Annotated in this window: 13 protein-coding genes; 7 read left to right on the top strand and 6 right to left on the bottom strand. The window is 55.7% G+C overall.

Translation table 11 applies throughout. From position 1 onward, the window contains the following. Positions 1-150: 150 nt before the first annotated feature. The 3 genes from aceF to pdhR form a co-directional block, all read right to left on the bottom strand. Positions 151-2,052: a pyruvate dehydrogenase complex dihydrolipoyllysine-residue acetyltransferase gene (aceF, locus tag PAG01S_RS17740; protein WP_010671838.1), complete on the bottom strand. Its 1,902-nt coding sequence runs from the start codon at positions 2,050-2,052 to the stop codon at positions 151-153. Positions 2,053-2,066: 14 nt separating this feature from the next. After that, the gene (gene aceE, locus PAG01S_RS17735; RefSeq protein WP_010253944.1) at positions 2,067-4,733 is read right to left on the bottom strand and encodes a pyruvate dehydrogenase (acetyl-transferring), homodimeric type; all 2,667 of its coding nucleotides are present in this window, start codon (positions 4,731-4,733) and stop codon (positions 2,067-2,069) included. 101 nt (positions 4,734-4,834) lie between these two features. Then, entirely contained in the window at positions 4,835-5,599 is a 765-nt protein-coding gene (gene pdhR, locus PAG01S_RS17730) for a pyruvate dehydrogenase complex transcriptional repressor PdhR (RefSeq protein ID WP_010253942.1), read from the bottom strand. A gap of 515 nt (positions 5,600-6,114) precedes the next feature. On the opposite strand from pdhR, the gene aroP reads away from it, so the two are divergent. The 3 genes from aroP to PAG01S_RS17715 all read left to right on the top strand — a co-directional run bounded on the left by aroP (position 6,115) and on the right by PAG01S_RS17715 (position 10,037). Further along, positions 6,115-7,470: an aromatic amino acid transporter AroP gene (aroP, locus tag PAG01S_RS17725; RefSeq protein ID WP_010253939.1), complete on the top strand. Its 1,356-nt coding sequence runs from the start codon at positions 6,115-6,117 to the stop codon at positions 7,468-7,470. A gap of 198 nt (positions 7,471-7,668) precedes the next feature. After that, entirely contained in the window at positions 7,669-9,081 is a 1,413-nt protein-coding gene (locus tag PAG01S_RS17720; protein WP_062759494.1) for a glycoside-pentoside-hexuronide (GPH):cation symporter, read from the top strand. Continuing rightward, positions 9,078-10,037: a glycoside hydrolase family 43 protein gene (locus PAG01S_RS17715; protein WP_062759493.1), complete on the top strand. Its 960-nt coding sequence runs from the start codon at positions 9,078-9,080 to the stop codon at positions 10,035-10,037. Before PAG01S_RS17720 ends, PAG01S_RS17715 begins: the two co-directional genes overlap by 4 nt. Here the strand turns inward: PAG01S_RS17715 and ampE are convergent. Then, entirely contained in the window at positions 10,019-10,873 is an 855-nt protein-coding gene (ampE, locus tag PAG01S_RS17710; RefSeq protein WP_031593556.1) for a beta-lactamase regulator AmpE, read from the bottom strand. The two genes, PAG01S_RS17715 and ampE, sit on opposite strands and share 19 nt — an antisense overlap. Before the next feature lie 16 nt (positions 10,874-10,889). Beyond that, positions 10,890-11,441 carry a 1,6-anhydro-N-acetylmuramyl-L-alanine amidase AmpD gene (gene ampD / locus PAG01S_RS17705; RefSeq protein WP_062759492.1) on the bottom strand — a complete coding sequence of 184 codons (552 nt, stop codon included), beginning with the start codon at positions 11,439-11,441 and terminating at the stop codon, positions 10,890-10,892. Between the two features lie 196 nt (positions 11,442-11,637). Between ampD and nadC the strand changes: the two genes are divergently transcribed. From nadC to hofC, 4 genes are all read left to right on the top strand, one after another. Then, complete coding sequence (nadC, locus tag PAG01S_RS17700) at positions 11,638-12,534, top strand: carboxylating nicotinate-nucleotide diphosphorylase (protein ID WP_062759491.1); 897 nt, start codon at positions 11,638-11,640, stop codon at positions 12,532-12,534. A 174-nt stretch (positions 12,535-12,708) separates the two neighbouring features. Then, a complete protein-coding gene (gene ppdD / locus PAG01S_RS17695; protein ID WP_062759490.1) occupies positions 12,709-13,164 on the top strand; it encodes a prepilin peptidase-dependent pilin in 456 nt (151 codons plus the stop codon). Beyond that, positions 13,151-14,536 (top strand): type II secretion system protein GspE, encoded by a 1,386-nt coding sequence (gspE, locus tag PAG01S_RS17690; protein ID WP_033770961.1) that lies wholly within the window; start codon positions 13,151-13,153, stop codon positions 14,534-14,536. The genes ppdD and gspE overlap by 14 nt, the downstream gene beginning before the upstream one ends. After that, positions 14,529-15,728: a protein transport protein HofC gene (hofC, locus tag PAG01S_RS17685; protein WP_062759489.1), complete on the top strand. Its 1,200-nt coding sequence runs from the start codon at positions 14,529-14,531 to the stop codon at positions 15,726-15,728. Before gspE ends, hofC begins: the two co-directional genes overlap by 8 nt. Before the next feature lie 25 nt (positions 15,729-15,753). Here hofC and PAG01S_RS17680 read toward each other — a convergent pair whose 3' ends face one another. Continuing rightward, positions 15,754-16,794: a GMP reductase gene (locus tag PAG01S_RS17680; RefSeq protein WP_010671832.1), complete on the bottom strand. Its 1,041-nt coding sequence runs from the start codon at positions 16,792-16,794 to the stop codon at positions 15,754-15,756. Positions 16,795-16,993: the final 199 nt, after the last annotated feature.

The following is a 16,993-nucleotide window of genomic DNA, read 5'->3' as shown; positions in this document are numbered from 1 at the left end:
TAATTGATATCCGGCGGGTCAGACTTTCTTATAATGCCCTTGTTCCACCGGGACTTTCACCGCAAGAGTTTACAGAATTGTTAACAAACTGCCAACCGCGGCGCGACGAATCGTTACAGGAAGGCCGGCTTCCGCCGGCCTTCTTTACATTTACATAACTAAACGACGAATGTCAGACAACATATTGCCGATGATGGTGATGAATCGCGCACCATCAGCACCGTCGATTACGCGGTGGTCGAAGGAGAGAGAAATCGGCATCATCAGACGCGGAGTAAACTCTTTACCGTTCCACACCGGCTCCATCGCCGATTTAGAGACACCCAGGATAGCCACTTCCGGCGCGTTCACGATTGGCGCGAAGTGCGTGGTGCCCAGGCCGCCCAGGCTGGAGATGGTGAAACATCCGCCCTGCATGTCGCCCGCTGTCAGCTTACCGTCACGCGCTTTCTTCGAAATCGCCATCAGTTCACGCGACAGCTCGGTGATGCCTTTCTTGTTCACGTCTTTAAAGACCGGAACTACCAGGCCATTTGGCGTATCAACCGCCACACCGATGTTGATATATTTTTTCAGCGTCAGTTTCTGCGCATCTTCAGACAGCGAGCTGTTGAAGCGTGGCATCTGCTCAAGCGCCGCCGCGACCGCTTTCATGATGAACACCACCGGGGTGTACTTCACATCCAGCTTACGCTTCTCTGCTTCAGCATTCTGCTGCTTACGGAAGGCTTCCAGATCGGTGATATCGGTTTTGTCGAAATGCGTAACGTGCGGGATCATTACCCAGTTACGGCTCAGGTTCGCGCCAGAAATTTTCTGGATACGACCCAGTTCGACTTCTTCGATTTCGCCAAACTTACTAAAATCAACTTTCGGCCATGGCAGCATGCCTGGCAGACCGCCACCGCTGGCTGCAGCTGGTGCTGCTTCAGCGCGTTTCACGGCCTCTTTCACGTAAGTCTGCACGTCTTCTTTCAGAATGCGACCTTTACGGCCGGTGCCTTTGACTTTCGCCAGGTTAACACCGAACTCGCGCGCCAGGCGACGGATCACCGGGGTAGCGTGAACGTAAGCGTCGTTCTCTGCGAACTCACCTTTGCTTTCCGCTTTAGCTGGAGCGGGTGCCGCGGCTTTAGCTTCAGATTTGGCAGCAGGGGCCGGTGCGGCTTCCTGTTTCGCGGCCGCAGGGGCAGCCGGAGCAGCACCTTCGACTTCGAACACCATGATCAGTGAGCCGGTGCTGACTTTATCGCCGGTCGCCACTTTCAGCTCTTTGACGGTACCTGCAAACGGCGCAGGCACTTCCATAGAGGCTTTGTCGCCTTCAACCACAATCAGTGACTGCTCAGCTTCAACTTTGTCGCCAACTTTGACCAGAATCTCGGTAACTTCAACTTCATCACCGCCGATATCCGGGACGTTAACGTCTTTGGCGCCTGCAGCCGCGGCAGGTGCCGATGCCGCTTCTTCTTTCACTTCTGGCTTCGCGTCAGAGGCCGGTGCTGCGCCTTCTGCTTCAAAGACCATGATGGCTGAACCGGTGCTGACCTTGTCGCCGGTGGAAATAGTGATCTCTTTGACCACACCCGCGAACGGAGCCGGGACTTCCATCGACGCTTTATCGCCTTCCACCACAATCAGTGACTGCTCGGCTTCGACTTTGTCGCCAACCTTAACCAGAATCTCAGTGACTTCAACTTCGTCACCGCCGATATCCGGCACAGCCACTTCTTTGCTGGCAGTGGCCGCAGCAGCGGCTGGCGCTGGCGCCGCGTCCGCTTTTTTCTCTTCGGCGGCGGCAGGTGCTGCTTCCGCAGCGCCTTCAGCATCAAACACCATGATCAGTGAGCCGGTCTCAACTTTGTCACCGGTAGAGATTTTGATCTCTTTCACTACGCCAGCCTGCGGCGACGGCACTTCCATTGAGGCTTTGTCGCCTTCCACGGTGATCAGCGACTGCTCGGCTTCCACCTTGTCGCCAACTTTCACCAGAATCTCGGTGACTTCAACTTCGTCAGACCCGATATCCGGTACCTTAATTTCGATAGCCATTACTCTATTACCTCTTAAGCCAGACGCGGGTTAACTTTATCGGCATCGATATTGAATCGGGTGATCGCGTCGGCCACCACTTTCTTCTCGATCTCGCCGCGTTTAGCCAGCTCACCCAGCGCGGCAACCACCACATAAGATGCATCAACTTCAAAGTGATGACGCAGGTTCTCACGGCTGTCAGAGCGACCAAAGCCATCGGTACCCAGTACGCGATAATCGCTGGCCGGGACATAGCTACGAACCTGCTCAGCGAACAGTTTCATGTAGTCAGTTGAGGCGACAGCAGGTGCGTCGTTCATCACCTGAGCGATGTAAGGTACGCGCGCTTCTTCTGTCGGATGCAGCATGTTCCAGCGCTCACAATCCTGGCCATCACGTGCCAGTTCAGTGAACGAGGTGACGCTGTAGACATCAGAGCCGATACCGTAATCTTTCGCCAGGATCTGCGCAGCTTCACGCACATGACGCAGGATAGAACCTGAGCCCAGCAGCTGCACTTTGCCTTTGCTGCCGTCTACCGTTTCCAGTTTGTAGATACCCTTACGGATACCCTCTTCTGCACCAGCGGGCATTGCTGGCATATGGTAGTTTTCGTTCAGCGTGGTGATGTAGTAGTAAACGTTCTCCTGCGCTTCGCCATACATACGCACCAGACCGTCATGCATGATGACAGCGACTTCATAGGCGTAAGAAGGATCGTAGGAGATACAGTTCGGGATAGTCAGCGACTGAATGTGGCTGTGACCATCTTCATGCTGCAAACCTTCGCCGTTCAGGGTAGTACGACCTGAGGTGCCGCCGACCAGGAAGCCGCGCGCCTGTTGGTCGCCCGCCAGCCACATCAGATCGCCGATACGCTGGAAGCCGAACATCGAGTAATAGATGTAGAACGGGATCATCGGCAGGTTATTGGTGCTGTAAGAGGTCGCCGCAGCCAGCCAGGATGAACCTGCGCCCAGCTCGTTGATCCCTTCCTGCAGAATCTGGCCTTTCTCGTCTTCTTTGTAGTAAGCAACCTGCTCGCGGTCCTGCGGGGTGTACTGCTGACCGTTCGGGCTGTAGATACCAATCTGACGGAACAGACCTTCCATACCAAAGGTACGCGCTTCATCGGCGAGGATCGGAACCAGGCGATCTTTGATCGACTTGTTCTTCAGCATCACGTTCAGGGCACGCACAAAGGCGATGGTGGTTGAGATCTCTTTGTTCTGCTCATCCAGCAGCGCACTGAACTCTTCGAGTGCTGGCATTTCCAGCTTTTCAGTGAACTTCGGCTGACGTGTTGGCAGGTAGCCGCCTAACTTCTCACGCTGACCGTGCAGATACGTGTGCTCTTCAGAGCCCTTTTCAAAGGTCACGTACGGCAGTGATTCAATTTTGTCATCTGCAACTGGCACGTTGAAGCGATCACGGATATAGCGCACGCCATCCATGTTCATCTTCTTCACCTGGTGGGCAATGTTTTTGCCTTCCGCGGTGTCGCCCATACCATAACCTTTGATGGTATGCGCCAGGATCAGTACTGGCTTGCCTTTGGTGTCCTGCGCTTTTTTCAGTGCCGCGTAGATTTTCTTCGGATCGTGGCCGCCACGGTTCAATGCCCAGATTTCATCATCGGACAGATCTTTAACCAGCGCGGCGGTTTCCGGATATTTACCAAAGAAGTGCTCACGCACATAGGCACCATCACGGGATTTGAAGGTCTGGTAGTCGCCGTCGACGGTTTCGTTCATCAGCTGAATCAGCTTGCCGCTGGTATCTTTGCGCAGCAGCTCATCCCAGCGACCGCCCCAGATGACCTTGATCACTTCCCAGCCAGCGCCGGCAAAGATGCCTTCCAGCTCGTTGATGATCTTGCCATTACCGGTAACCGGGCCATCCAGACGCTGCAGGTTGCAGTTGATGATGAAGACCAGGTTATCCAGTTTTTCACGGGTCGCGATGGTGATCGCGCCTTTGGATTCTGGCTCATCCATCTCACCGTCACCCAGGAAGGCGTAAACGGTCTGAGCAGAGGTATCTTTCAGGCCACGGTGTTCCAGATACTTCAGGAACTTCGCCTGGTAGATAGCCGACAGCGGACCCAGACCCATTGATACGGTCGGGAACTGCCAGAATTCCGGCATTAATTTCGGGTGCGGATAAGAAGAGAGGCCTTTACCGTCAACTTCCTGACGGAAGTTATTCATCTGGTCTTCGGTCAGGCGGCCTTCAAGGAACGCACGGGCATAGATGCCGGGAGAGATGTGGCCCTGGAAATAGACCAGATCGCCGCCATCCTTCTCACTGCGCGCGCGGAAGAAGTGGTTGAAGCACACTTCATAAATCGTCGCAGAAGACTGGAAGGAGGACATGTGGCCGCCGAGTTCCAGATCTTTCTTCGATGCGCGCAGCACCGACATGATGGCGTTCCAGCGAATTGCGGAACGGATACGACGTTCAAGAGAGGTATTGCCCGGATAATCGGGTTCATCTTCAACGGCAATAGAGTTGATGTAGTTGCTGATTGCAGAAGATCCTGCAGCCACGTTTACGCCGCCTTTGCGGGCTGCACCCAGTACCTGATCAATCAGATACTGTGCACGTTCAACACCTTCTTCACGGATGACCGATTCGATCGCCTGTAGCCAGTCACGAGTTTCAATCGGATCCACGTCATTGTGTAAACGTTCTGACATGGGTGTGTTCCTTATCTGTGTCTAATACGTTGAATAATCGGGAGCCTGTTAAAGCAGATGCAGGCAGGCTCGTCTGATGTCAGTACGATCTTTGTCGCACGTTATTCCTTACGTTGCTGTAAACGACGCAGGGAGCGTTCTCGACGGCTCTGCTCCCGACTTCTGTCCAGCAAGATTTCCTCTATGAACGCCAGGTGACGGTGTGAAGCCTCGCGCGCTTTTTCTGGCTCACGAGCCACAATCGCCTCAAAGATTCTGGCGCGGTGACCGCTCACTTTTGCCAGCATTTCCCGGCGCGAGTAGAGCAATTCGAAATTCTGGCGAACGTTTTGTTCCAGCATAGGGCCCATTGAGCGTAGCAAATGTAAAAGCACAACATTATGGGCCGCTTCTGTGACAGCGATCTGATACTGCATCACTGCGTCCGCTTCGGCGTCTAAATCGCCGCTGTCCTGCGCCTGCTGGATATTCACATGGCAGTCGCGAATGCGCAGCAGGTCTTCCTCTGTGCCGCGCAGCGCCGCGTAATAGGCGGCGATGCCTTCTAAGGCATGGCGCGTTTCCAGCAGATCAAACTGTGATTCCGGATGGTCGGCGAGAAGCTCAACGAGTGGATCGCTTAAGCTTTGCCAGAGATTCTCCTGCACGAACGTTCCGCCACCCTGTCGGCGCAGCAATAATCCTTTGGCTTCTAAGCGCTGGATCGCTTCGCGGAGAGACGGACGTGAGACATCGAATTGTTTGGCGAGTTCGCGCTCAGGCAGCAGCTTCTCTCCCGGACGCAGGGTCCCTTCCATAATCAGCGATTCGAGCTGTTGCTCGATAGCGTCGGAGAGCTTAGGTTGGCGAATCTTACTGTAAGCCATCGTCCCTTCTTATTAAGCCAATCGTCCGGAGTAAATTGGTAATACCAATTGCAAAGAGGTGCCGGTAAAGTAACAAAGTATTCACCTTGTGTCTATATGGTGTCTGCGACATTCACCTGCCCCCAAAGCCTGTGCTGGCGCTAACTTGCGGTTAAAAAAATGAAAAATGTGCGTTACCGCAAATGTTAAATAATTTCACTTTTACCAAACCTTACACCCGCTTAGCGCGTTAGCGCAGCGGCAGACATAAGTGAAAGCTATTCGTCATTAACGGAATTTCATGGCAGAAGTTGCTGTGGGCAGACGTGACCAGGACGGCGTTTTTTCAGTCAACTCTCAGCACGAAAGGCGAAAGCAGGTGCAAAGCGATTCGCTTATCACTATTCTTGTCGCCAGGGTAGCAGATGGCACTATTCAGCACGCCAGATACCGTAAAATAATCAATACGTTATTGTAACTACTTCATTACAGCGTCCTGCGCTGCGAACGAAGAATAAAAACATCACGAGGTTTGTATGGAACAACAGCAAGGCGAAGCGCTGAAACGTGGTCTCAAGAACCGCCATATTCAGCTCATCGCGCTGGGTGGTGCAGTGGGAACCGGCCTGTTTCTGGGCAGTGCATCGGTCATTGAATCCGCCGGACCGGCCGTAATTCTGGGCTATGCGATTGCCGGTTTTATTGCCTTTTTAATCATGCGTCAGTTAGGCGAAATGGTCGTGGAAGAGCCGGTCGCCGGCAGCTTCAGCCACTTCGCGTATAAATACTGGGGCAACTTTGCAGGCTTCGCCTCAGGCTGGAACTACTGGGTGCTCTATGTGCTGGTCGCCATGGCGGAACTCACCGCCGTTGGCAAATATGTCCAGTTCTGGTGGCCAGACTTTCCGACCTGGGCTTCGGCTGCCATCTTCTTCGTGATGATTAACGCCATTAACCTGACCAATGTGAAAGTGTTTGGTGAGATGGAGTTCTGGTTCGCCATCGTTAAAGTGGTTGCGGTGATTGGCATGATCCTGTTCGGAGGCTGGTTGCTGTTCAGCGGACACGCGGGTCCGCAGGCTACCGTGCGCAACCTGTGGGAACAGGGCGGATTTTTCCCGCATGGCATCGGCGGTCTGGTGATGGTCATGGCGATTATCATGTTCTCGTTTGGTGGGCTGGAGCTGGTAGGTATCACCGCCGCTGAAGCGGATAACCCGGAAGTGAGCATTCCAAAAGCGACCAACCAGGTGCTGTGGCGTATTCTGATTTTCTATATTGGTTCGCTGGCGGTGCTGCTGTCACTGATGCCGTGGACGCGTGTCACGTCAGAAGTCAGCCCGTTTGTCTTTATCTTCCACGAGCTGGGCGATGCCATGGTGGCGAATGCGCTCAACGTGGTCATCCTGACAGCGGCGCTGTCGGTCTATAACAGCTGCGTTTACTGTAACAGCCGTATGCTGTTTGGTCTGGCACAGCAGGGTAATGCGCCAAAAGCGCTGCTGAAAGTCGATCGTCGCGGTGTGCCGGTGTTAACGATTCTGGTCTCTGCTGTCGCCACTGCGCTCTGTGTGCTGATCAACTATCTGATGCCGGGTGAAGCGTTTGGCCTGCTGATGTCGCTGGTCGTCTCTGCGCTGGTGATCAACTGGGCGATGATCAGCCTGGCGCACCTTAAGTTCCGTCGTAAGAAAGATCAGCAGGGCGTAACCACCCGCTTTAAAGCGCTGCTCTATCCGGCGGGTAACTGGATTTGCCTGATTTTCCTGGCGGCGATTCTGGTACTGATGGCGACCACGCCGGGCATGGCGATCTCTGTCTGGCTGATTCCGGTCTGGCTGGTGATTCTGGGCGTGGGTTACTTTATCAAGAACCAGACACAGAAAGCCTGATGCTTTACCACGTGCTGCGACCTCCTGCGGGGTTGCAGCACGTCATCCGCGCCTCCCTGCCCGTCTCAACTGCCCCGATCCAGTTCACACTTCTCTCCCCGCAACTGTTTTGTCCATCTTCATAACGAATTACTCCCGTTCATCTCGCTGATTTCCTGCCAATAATTCCTGTTCACACTGGATGCGCAGGAGAAAACCATGAAAGGTACAGCCCTCCCGTTTCGGGAAAAACTGGGATATGGCATGGGCGATGCCGGATGCAACATGATTGGCGGTGCCATCATGCTGTTCCTGAACTACTTCTATACCGACGTTTTCGGCCTGGCCCCGGCGCTGGTGGGAACCCTGCTGCTCTCGGTCAGAGTGCTCGATGCGGTAACCGATCCGATTATGGGCGCGATCGCCGATCGCACCCAGAGTCGCTGGGGTCGCTTTCGTCCCTGGCTGCTGTGGGTTTCCGTACCTTACGTCGTGTTCAGCGTATTGATGTTCACCACGCCAGACTGGACCTATCACAACAAGGTGATCTGGGCCTTCGTCACCTACTTCCTGATGTCACTGACCTACACGGCGATTAACATTCCTTACTGCTCTCTGGGCGGCGTGATTACCAACGATCCCGGTGAGCGCGTCTCCTGCCAGTCTTATCGCTTTGTCATGGTCGGCATCGCCACGCTGATACTCTCTCTGTCCCTGCTGCCGATGGCAGAGTGGTTCGGTGGCGAAGACAAAGCGCGCGGCTACCAGATGGCGATGGCGGTACTGGCAACCATTGGCCTGGCGATGTTTCTGTTCTGCTTTGCCACGGTACGTGAACGTATCCGCCCTGCCGTGCCGAGCAATGATGACCTGAAAAAAGATCTGCGTGACGTCTGGAAGAATGACCAGTGGGTACGCATTCTCCTGCTGACCTTCTGTAACGTCTGTCCCGGCTTCATCCGCATGGCGGCCACCATGTATTACGTGACCTGGGTCATGGGCCAGTCAACGCATTTCGCCACGCTGTTTATCAGCCTGGGTGTGATTGGCATGATGGTCGGCAGCACGCTGGCGAAACTGCTCACCGATCGCTGGTGCAAACTCAAAGTCTTCTTCTGGACCAATATCGCGCTGGCACTCTTCTCCAGCGGGTTCTACTGGATCGATCCCCACGCCACCGTGATGGTCGTGATCGCCTACTTTGTGCTGAATATCCTGCATCAGATCCCCTCTCCGCTGCACTGGTCACTGATGGCCGATGTGGATGACTACGGCGAATGGAAAACCGGCAAACGCATCACCGGCATTAGCTTCTCCGGCAACCTGTTCTTCCTCAAGGTGGGACTGGCGGTTGCCGGTGCGATGGTCGGCTTTCTGCTGTCGATCTATGGCTACAATGCAGGCGCTAAGCAGCAGTCAACTGAGGCGATTAACGGCATCATGCTGCTGTTCACCATTATTCCGGGTGTCGGCTATCTGATTACCGCCGGTGTGGTACGACTGATGAAGGTCGACCGCAAAATGATGATTACCATCCAGCAGGATCTCGCGCTGCGCCGCGAAAACTTCCATGATTTACACACTGTCCGCCTGCGCGACGGTGCTGCCCCGCAAACAGGAGATGTAAAATGACCCCAGACTGGCCGAATCCTTTTATCGAGCAGCGCGCCGACCCCTTTATCCTGCGTCATGAACAGTACTATTACTTTGTGGCATCGGTGCCGGAGTATGACCGGCTGGAGATCCGTCGCGCCACGACGTTGGCTGGCCTGCGCAGCGCCGAGCCGGTGGTCGTCTGGCGCAAGCCCGAGAGCGGCCCCTTTAGCGAGTTAATCTGGGCACCTGAGCTGCACTACATTGACGGACAGTGGGTCATCTATTTCGCGGCAGCACCGACGCGTGAAATCAAAGAGGGACTGTTTCAGCACCGGATGTATGCGCTGGTGTGTGAGGCGGAAGATCCGCTGCAGGGCGATTGGCAGCCCTGCCGCCGGGTCTTCAGCCAGTTCGACAGCTTCTCACTGGATGCCACCCACTTCATGCATCAGGGTAAAAACTGGTATCTCTGGGCGCAGAAAGATCCATTGATTCCCGGCAACTCTAACCTCTATCTGGCTGAGCTGCTTAATCCCTGGACGCTGAAAGGCACGCCGGTGATGCTGAGCCGGCCGGAATATGAGTGGGAGTGCGCAGGCTTTAGCGTTAATGAAGGACCGGCGGTTATCCGTCACGGGAATCGGCTGTTTGTGACCTACTCTGCCAGCGCCACCGATGAGAATTACTGTCTGGGGATACTGTCGATTGACGTTGATGCCGACCCGCTTGATGTCGCCGCATGGCAAAAGTCTACACGGCCGGTATTTGTCTCCAGCTGGGACAACCATCAGTATGGACCGGGTCACAACAGTTTTACCCAGGATGAGGCGGGACGCGACGTGCTGGTATACCACGCGCGTAACTACACTGAAATTGAAGGCGATCCGTTATGGGATCCGAACCGCCATACCCGACTGAAATATTTCAGCTGGCGGGAAGATGGCACGCCTGATTTCGGCGTGCCGCCTGCCGATTACACCAGCGTGCCGTAAATCGTCAGCAACGCGACAGCGACCACCAGTACCAGTGAGGTACGTTTCGCTAACGCCACGGCAACCCGTGGCGTTTCGACTTTATCGGTGTGCGGATCGCGTGACAATGAGAACTGCGCCAGAGTCGTCAGCACCTGATACTGAGAACGATGCCGATCGGTCAGCGAAGCAAACCAGGCGGGCAGCGCTTTTTCGCCATGACCCAGCAGGGCGTAAGCCACACCCGCCAGCCGCACCGGGATCCAGTCGAGAAGATGCAGAATGGCATCCACGCCAGATTGTGAACGCGCCATCGGTGTTCCGTGCTTTGCCAGCCAGCCTTGCCAGGCCCGCAGAAAAGCGTAACCCACCAGCAGCACCGGCCCCCACGGACCGCCTACCACCAGCCAGAACATTGGCGCAAGGTAGAAACGGAAGTTTATCCAGATCAGGGCATTCTGCAGTTCACGCAGGAACTCGCGCTCGCTGCATTCCACCGGCACGCCATGAATCAGCGTCAGTTCAGCCGCCATCGCCTGATGCGCAGCATCGTCGTCGTGACTGGCCGCTTTCAGGTAGCTGTGGTAGTGCTGTCGCACCGACCCCGCACCGATACAGAGCAGTCCGGCAACAATCCAGAAGAGCAGTTGCAGCACGCCAAACAGCAGCCCTTTCAGACTCCAGATCACCAGCGCGGTCAGCGCCATCGCCAGCACGGTCATCAGCAGGGTACGCATCATTGAGAAATGGTGGCGCTGGCGAAAGATCGGCTCCAGCCGGTGTTCGAGCTGCCAGTGCTCGCCCAGTTTAAACAGGCGCTCCCAGCCTAAAACCAACAACAAGGTAAACAACGTCATACTGACTCCGCAAAAATCAGGATTTTTGCTGCGTTAACAGCTGTTTGTAGTAGTCCCAGTCAAAAGCAGGTCCGGGATCGGTTTTGCGTACCGGTGCGATGTCACTGTGCCCCGTGATACGTGCAGGCGTTAACGGATAGTGTTGCAGCAGTAATTGCGTCACCTGCTGCAAGGCCCGATATTGCGCCTCGCTATAAGGCTCACTGTCTGTTCCTTCCAGTTCGATGCCTATGGAGAAGTCGTTGCAGTTCTCACGTCCTTCGAACTGCGAAATGCCTGCATGCCAGGCGCGTTTATCAAAGGGGACATACTGCACGATCTCCCCGTCACGGCGAATCAGGCAGTGTGCCGCCACTTTCAGCGCGGCGATATCCGCAAAATAGGGATGGGCATCGGGCGGTAAGGAGCCGGTGAACAGTTTATCGATCCATGGCCCGCCAAATTCACCGGGTGGCAGGCTGATATTGTGGATCACCAGCAGTGAAGGTGCCTCATTATCAGGGCGTTCGTTGCAATGCGGCGACGGCACATGACGCACGCGGGTCAGCCAGCCCTGTTTGATTTTCATAGCGGTTTTCCTTATTTCACTGGCTGAGAATAGCATGAATAATAAAGGATTCTTGCTTCTTAGTGTGCCGGTCTGATGACATTCACACACTTCGTGTTAAGGATACTAAACAAAATGCTATCTGTTGCTGGAACCGAATGGCGGTTCAGGCTATTGTGACCGCCTCTGTCATTCCCCTTTCAGGAGTAAAACGCCTATGTCATCCCGTGGTTATGATCCCGACAGCCGTCGTCAGACGCTGATTAAACGCATTGAAAGTGACATTCCGGATAGCGTTGCGCTGGCGTTAAAAGAGGATCTCGGGGGCGAGATCGACGCTGACCGCGATATCACCGCGCAGCTATTACCCGCCGATACCCAGGCCGATGCGCAGGTCATCACCCGCGAAGCCGGTGTTTTCTGTGGTAAACGCTGGGTTGAAGAGGTGTTCATTCAGCTCGGCTCACACGCGACCCTGATCTGGCATGTCGAAGATGGTGATCAGATCGAGGCTGACCAGCTGCTGTTTGAAATGGAGGGGCCTGCCCGGCTGCTGCTGACCGCCGAGCGAACGGCGCTTAATTTTGTGCAGACGCTCTCAGGCGTTGCTACCGAAGTCAGCCGCTATGCCGCGCTGCTGGCGGGAAGCCAGACGCAACTGCTGGACACGCGTAAAACCCTGCCCGGACTGCGGACTGCGCTGAAATATGCCGTGTTGTGCGGCGGTGGCAGCAACCATCGGCTGGGCCTCTCTGACGCTTATCTCATCAAAGAGAACCATATTATTGCCAGCGGCTCGATTCGGCAGGCAGTGGAAAGAGCGCAATGGCTGCAGCCCGATGTGCCGGTTGAAGTTGAGGTGGAATCGCTGGAGGAGTTACGTCAGGCGCTGGAAGCCGAAGCCGATATCGTGATGCTGGATAACTTTAGCCTGGAAGCGATGCGTGCCGCCGTCGAACTTAATCAGGGTCGGGCGTTGCTGGAGGTCTCCGGTAACGTCACCGAAACTACCCTGCCACAGATCGCCCTGACCGGCGTGGACTATGTTTCGGTTGGCGCGCTGACCAAGCATGTGCGGGCGCTGGATCTCTCGATGCGCTTTAAACAAAAATAGCCTGCCTCGCCGTCACTCAGCACGGCGATTTTGCGAGCCTGCTTCCGGCGCAGTTTCGACTGCGCTGTAAGTCTGAAATCTGTTCACATCACGCTTTCCAGTTTGCCCATCTCTGCCTGTCTTTCACTGCTCCCGATTTTTAACCTGTCGCCTTCTTAATACGGAGACGATGTGATGAATTATCAACGTGGATTTACGCTGGTTGAACTGATGATTGTGGTGGGTATTGTGGCAATCTTAAGTGCCATCGGCCTGCCCGCTTATCAAAATTATCTGCAGCGTGCTGCCCTTACCGACATGCTGCAAACCATGGTGCCCTATAAAACCGCTGTTGAGCTTTGCGCCATGGAGCGCGGCGGCCCGACGCAGTGTCAGGCCGGAGAAGCGGGTATTCCTGCTGCCAGGGGATCGCGCTATGTCTCGGCACTGAGCGTGACTAACGGGGTCATTACGCTGACCGGCCAGGAGAGCCTGAATGGCCTGAGCGTTGAAATGCTGCCGCTCTGGGACAGCACCGAGGGCGGCATCAGCTGGCAACGCAGCTGCACCAGCAGCAACAATAGCCTGCGCGACAATTGCCTGCAGCATTTCCGCTTTGCGGATAAAGGAGCCAGCGATGAGCAAGCCTGATGAGGCGATCGCGGCATTATGTCAGCGCTATCGTGCCCTGGTTTTGCACCATGATGCCAGCCAGCTGCGTGTTGCCGTCGCGGAAAGCGTGCCGCCAGGGCTGGCTGAAGCCCTCCATTTTGCCAGCCAGTGTCAGATTGAAATCGAGTGCTGGCCGCAGGCCCGGCTCGACCAGCTTCAGCACGCTGACACACCGCTGGTGGCGCGCGAAGAGGCGCCCACAGAATCAGCGATCGAAGCGACACAGCTGATCCTGCGTCAGGCGCTGGAGCGTCGCGCCTCTGATGTACATATCGAACCCGGCCGTGATGGCCTGCGTGTGCGTCTGCGTATCGATGGTGTATTGCACCCTCTATCTTCCCTGCCCGTCACCCAGCCTGCTGCGCTGCTGGCGCGACTGAAGATCCTCGGCGGACTGGATATCGCCGAACGCCGGTTACCGCAGGATGGTCAGTTCAGTCTGGAGATCGCTGGTAAACCCGCCTCTTTTCGCCTGGCGACCTTACCCATCTACGGTGGTGAGAAAGCGGTGGTCCGGCTGTTGCAGAGTGAAAGCGCGGCGCTGTCGCTGGATAAGCTCGGCTTACCCGCCGCGCAGTTGCGCCTGTTCTGCGCCGCGCTGGCGCAGCCGCAAGGGCTGATTCTGGTCACCGGGCCAACCGGCAGCGGCAAGACGTTTACGCTCTATAGCGGACTCAGTGCCCTGAATACGCCGGAAAAAAATCTGTGCAGCGTTGAAGATCCGATTGAGATCCCCCTGCCCGGCATTAACCAGACGCAGATCCATGCTAAAAACGGCCTCGATTTTAACCGCGTGCTGCGGGCGCTGCTGAGACAGGATCCGGATGTAATCATGGTCGGGGAGATCCGCGATGCTGAAACGGCGGAGATTGCGGTTAAAGCGGCACAGACCGGGCATCTGGTGCTGTCGACGCTGCACACCAACTCCACCGCCGAGACCCTGACCCGGCTGCGACAGATGGGTATTCCCGGTTATCTTCTGGGGTCGGCGCTGAAACTGATTGTTGCTCAGCGCCTGGTTCGACGCCTCTGTCCCCACTGCCGTCAGCCCGCTCAGGCGGTGGCGCACTATCCTGCGGAACTCTGGCCCGGTACCTTGCAAACCTGGCGGGCACCCGGCTGCGACCACTGTTTTTCCGGCTATTTTGGCCGGCTGGCGCTGTTTGAACTGCTGCCGATCAATGCCAGGCTGCAAAATGCGATCGCCGCCGAAATGCCGCTGGAGAATTTGCTCAGCCTGGCGAAACAGCAGGGATTACGCACCCTGCTGGTTTCTGGCCTGGAAGCGGTAAGCCGGGGCGATACCTCGCTGGAAGAGATGCAACGGGTGATTGGGCTGGACGATGGCTGATGCGTCTTTATTTCGCTGGCAGGCGGTCGATAGCCAGGGCCAGTTAGTCAGTGGCCAGCTACTGGCTATCGACAGTGATAACCTGCTGCTGATGCTGACGCAGCGCGATCTTCTGCCGGTGAGCTGGAAGCGAGAAAAAGTGTGGCGTCAGAGGGAGTGGAAGTGGCAGCACAAAACCGATCTGATTCGTCAGCTGGCAACCCTGCTCAAAGCGGGACTGCCGCTGGCAGAGAGTCTGGCTTTGCTGGCTGAGGGCCATCCGCATGCAGGCTGGCGTGCTCTGATGCTTGTCCTGCATCATCGGGTACTCAGCGGTGCCCCTTTTTCGCAGGCTTTACGTGAATGGCCGCAGATTTTTCCGGCACTCTATCCGGCCCTGATGGAGGTGGGCGAACTGACCGGTCAGTTGGATACCTGTTGCAGTGAGCTGGCCCGGCAGCAGATCCGGCAACAGCAGTTATGGCATCAGGTGGCGAAGGCGCTGCGTTATCCTCTGTTCATTCTGCTGGTGGCGATTGCGGTCACCTGCGGCATGCTCCTGTTCGTTCTGCCAGAGTTCGTTGCCGTTTATGACTCCTTTGATGCCCCCCTGCCCGCCTTTACGGCAGCGGTAATGCAGTTATCTGCCGCGCTTCAGGAGTGGGGAGCTGTGTTAGCCATCGGCGTATCGCTGATGCTGGTGGCGTGGCATCAGTTACGACGACGCTCTGCGGGCTGGCAGCGCCGTGAGCAGGCGATTTTCCTGCGCATCCCGCTGCTTTCCGGGTTATGGCGTGGCACGCAGCTGACGCAGATCTACACCATTCTGAATCTGACACAGCGTGCCGGGTTAACTTTGCTACAGGGACTGGCTGCCGTTGAAGTGACGCTCTCATCATTGCTATGGCGGGAAGCAATGGCCGGACTGCAGCAGCACATTGCTCAGGGGAATCCTCTGCATCAGGCGCTGATGCATCATCCGCTGTTCACACCATTATGCGGTCAGCTGGTTCGCGTCGGCGAAGAGGCGGGCGCGCTGGATTTAATGCTGGCTCGTCTGGCGGAATGGCATGAGGCAGAAACCCGTGAGCGCGCTGACACGCTGGCTGCTTCGCTGGAACCGATGATGATGATGGTGATTGGCGGCATTGTCGGCACGCTGGTGATTGCGATGTATCTGCCGGTGTTCGGGCTGGGTGATGCGATGCATTAAGGGGCGCAGGCTGCGCCCCGGATAACTATCGGTTGAAAACGCGGTTTTCCTGCTCATTAACCCGAATAAAGGTGGTGCGCTTGGTCAGCTCTTTCAGCCGCTCCGCCCCCACATAAGTGCAGGCAGAACGCAATCCACCCAGGATATCGCGCGCGGTGTCAGCAACCGGGCCACGTAATGGCAGCTTCACCGTTTTACCTTCTGCTGCGCGATATTGCGCGACACCGCCAACGTGACGCTTCATCGCCGATTCGGAACTCATGCCGTAAAACAGCATAAAGCTTTCGCCATTCTCTTCGACCACCTGCCCTTCACACTCATCATGTGCCGCCAGCATGCCACCCAGCATCACGAAGTCGGCACCGCCGCCAAACGCTTTCGCAATATCGCCAGGCACTGAACAGCCGCCATCACTGACAATCTGTCCGCTTAAGCCATGCGCCGCATCGGCACATTCAATGACAGCGGAAAGCTGCGGATAGCCCACGCCGGTTTTCACCCGGGTTGTACAGACCGAACCCGGGCCAATGCCGACTTTGACGATATCCGCGCCAGAGAGAATCAGCTCTTCCACCATTTCGCCCGTTACCACGTTACCGGCACAGATGGTTTTAGCCGGGAAGGTTTCACGGGCGCGCTGCAGAAAATCAACAAAATGCTGAGAGTAACCGTTGGCCACGTCGATACAGATAAACTGCAGATCGTCTGACAGCGCCATAATCGCAACCAGTTTATTGAGATCGGCCTCCGAGGTGCCGGTTGAAACCATCACATGTTTCAATACCGTCGCGGGGACGCGCTGAATAAACGCGCGCCACTCATCTACGCTGTAATGCTTATGGACTGCTGTAAGGATATTGAAGCTGGCCAGCGCCTCAGCCATTGAAAATGTGCCGACGGTATCCATGTTGGCGGCGATAATCGGTACGCCGCTCCAGCTCAGGCCCGAATGTCTGAAGGTAAAGCTGCGTTCCAGCTCAACCTGTGAGCGACTTTGCAGCGTGGAGCGTTTGGGGCGGATTAAGACATCTTTAAAGCCCAGTTTTAAATCTTCTTCAATACGCATAAACAGTGTCCTGGTAAGTGGCAATGAATCGTCGTTCACGAAGTAAGCACAGCTCCAGTGACGTTATGATACGCGCCTCTCGCTGCGCGACAAGACTGCGAATTTCACTTTATTTACGCTACAATCCGTTAAATTTAATTGTGGTTTATCGGTGTGATCTGACGCGCATTTTTGCGTTTTTTATTCAGATCATTACCCT

The organism is Pantoea agglomerans NBRC 102470 (assembly GCF_001598475.1).
Taxonomy (GTDB): domain Bacteria; phylum Pseudomonadota; class Gammaproteobacteria; order Enterobacterales; family Enterobacteriaceae; genus Pantoea; species Pantoea agglomerans.
This window is presented reverse-complemented; position numbering and strand designations above follow the sequence as displayed.

Coding starts and splice junctions, on each gene's coding strand:
- aceF (WP_010671838.1), bottom strand. CDS start 2,052: ATGGCTATCGAAATTAAGGTACCGGATATCGGGTCTGACGAAGTTGAA.
- aceE (WP_010253944.1), bottom strand. CDS start 4,733: ATGTCAGAACGTTTACACAATGACGTGGATCCGATTGAAACTCGTGAC.
- pdhR (WP_010253942.1), bottom strand. CDS start 5,599: ATGGCTTACAGTAAGATTCGCCAACCTAAGCTCTCCGACGCTATCGAG.
- aroP (WP_010253939.1), top strand. CDS start 6,115: ATGGAACAACAGCAAGGCGAAGCGCTGAAACGTGGTCTCAAGAACCGC.
- PAG01S_RS17720 (WP_062759494.1), top strand. CDS start 7,669: ATGAAAGGTACAGCCCTCCCGTTTCGGGAAAAACTGGGATATGGCATG.
- PAG01S_RS17715 (WP_062759493.1), top strand. CDS start 9,078: ATGACCCCAGACTGGCCGAATCCTTTTATCGAGCAGCGCGCCGACCCC.
- ampE (WP_031593556.1), bottom strand. CDS start 10,873: ATGACGTTGTTTACCTTGTTGTTGGTTTTAGGCTGGGAGCGCCTGTTT.
- ampD (WP_062759492.1), bottom strand. CDS start 11,441: ATGAAAATCAAACAGGGCTGGCTGACCCGCGTGCGTCATGTGCCGTCG.
- nadC (WP_062759491.1), top strand. CDS start 11,638: ATGTCATCCCGTGGTTATGATCCCGACAGCCGTCGTCAGACGCTGATT.
- ppdD (WP_062759490.1), top strand. CDS start 12,709: ATGAATTATCAACGTGGATTTACGCTGGTTGAACTGATGATTGTGGTG.
- gspE (WP_033770961.1), top strand. CDS start 13,151: ATGAGCAAGCCTGATGAGGCGATCGCGGCATTATGTCAGCGCTATCGT.
- hofC (WP_062759489.1), top strand. CDS start 14,529: ATGGCTGATGCGTCTTTATTTCGCTGGCAGGCGGTCGATAGCCAGGGC.
- PAG01S_RS17680 (WP_010671832.1), bottom strand. CDS start 16,794: ATGCGTATTGAAGAAGATTTAAAACTGGGCTTTAAAGATGTCTTAATC.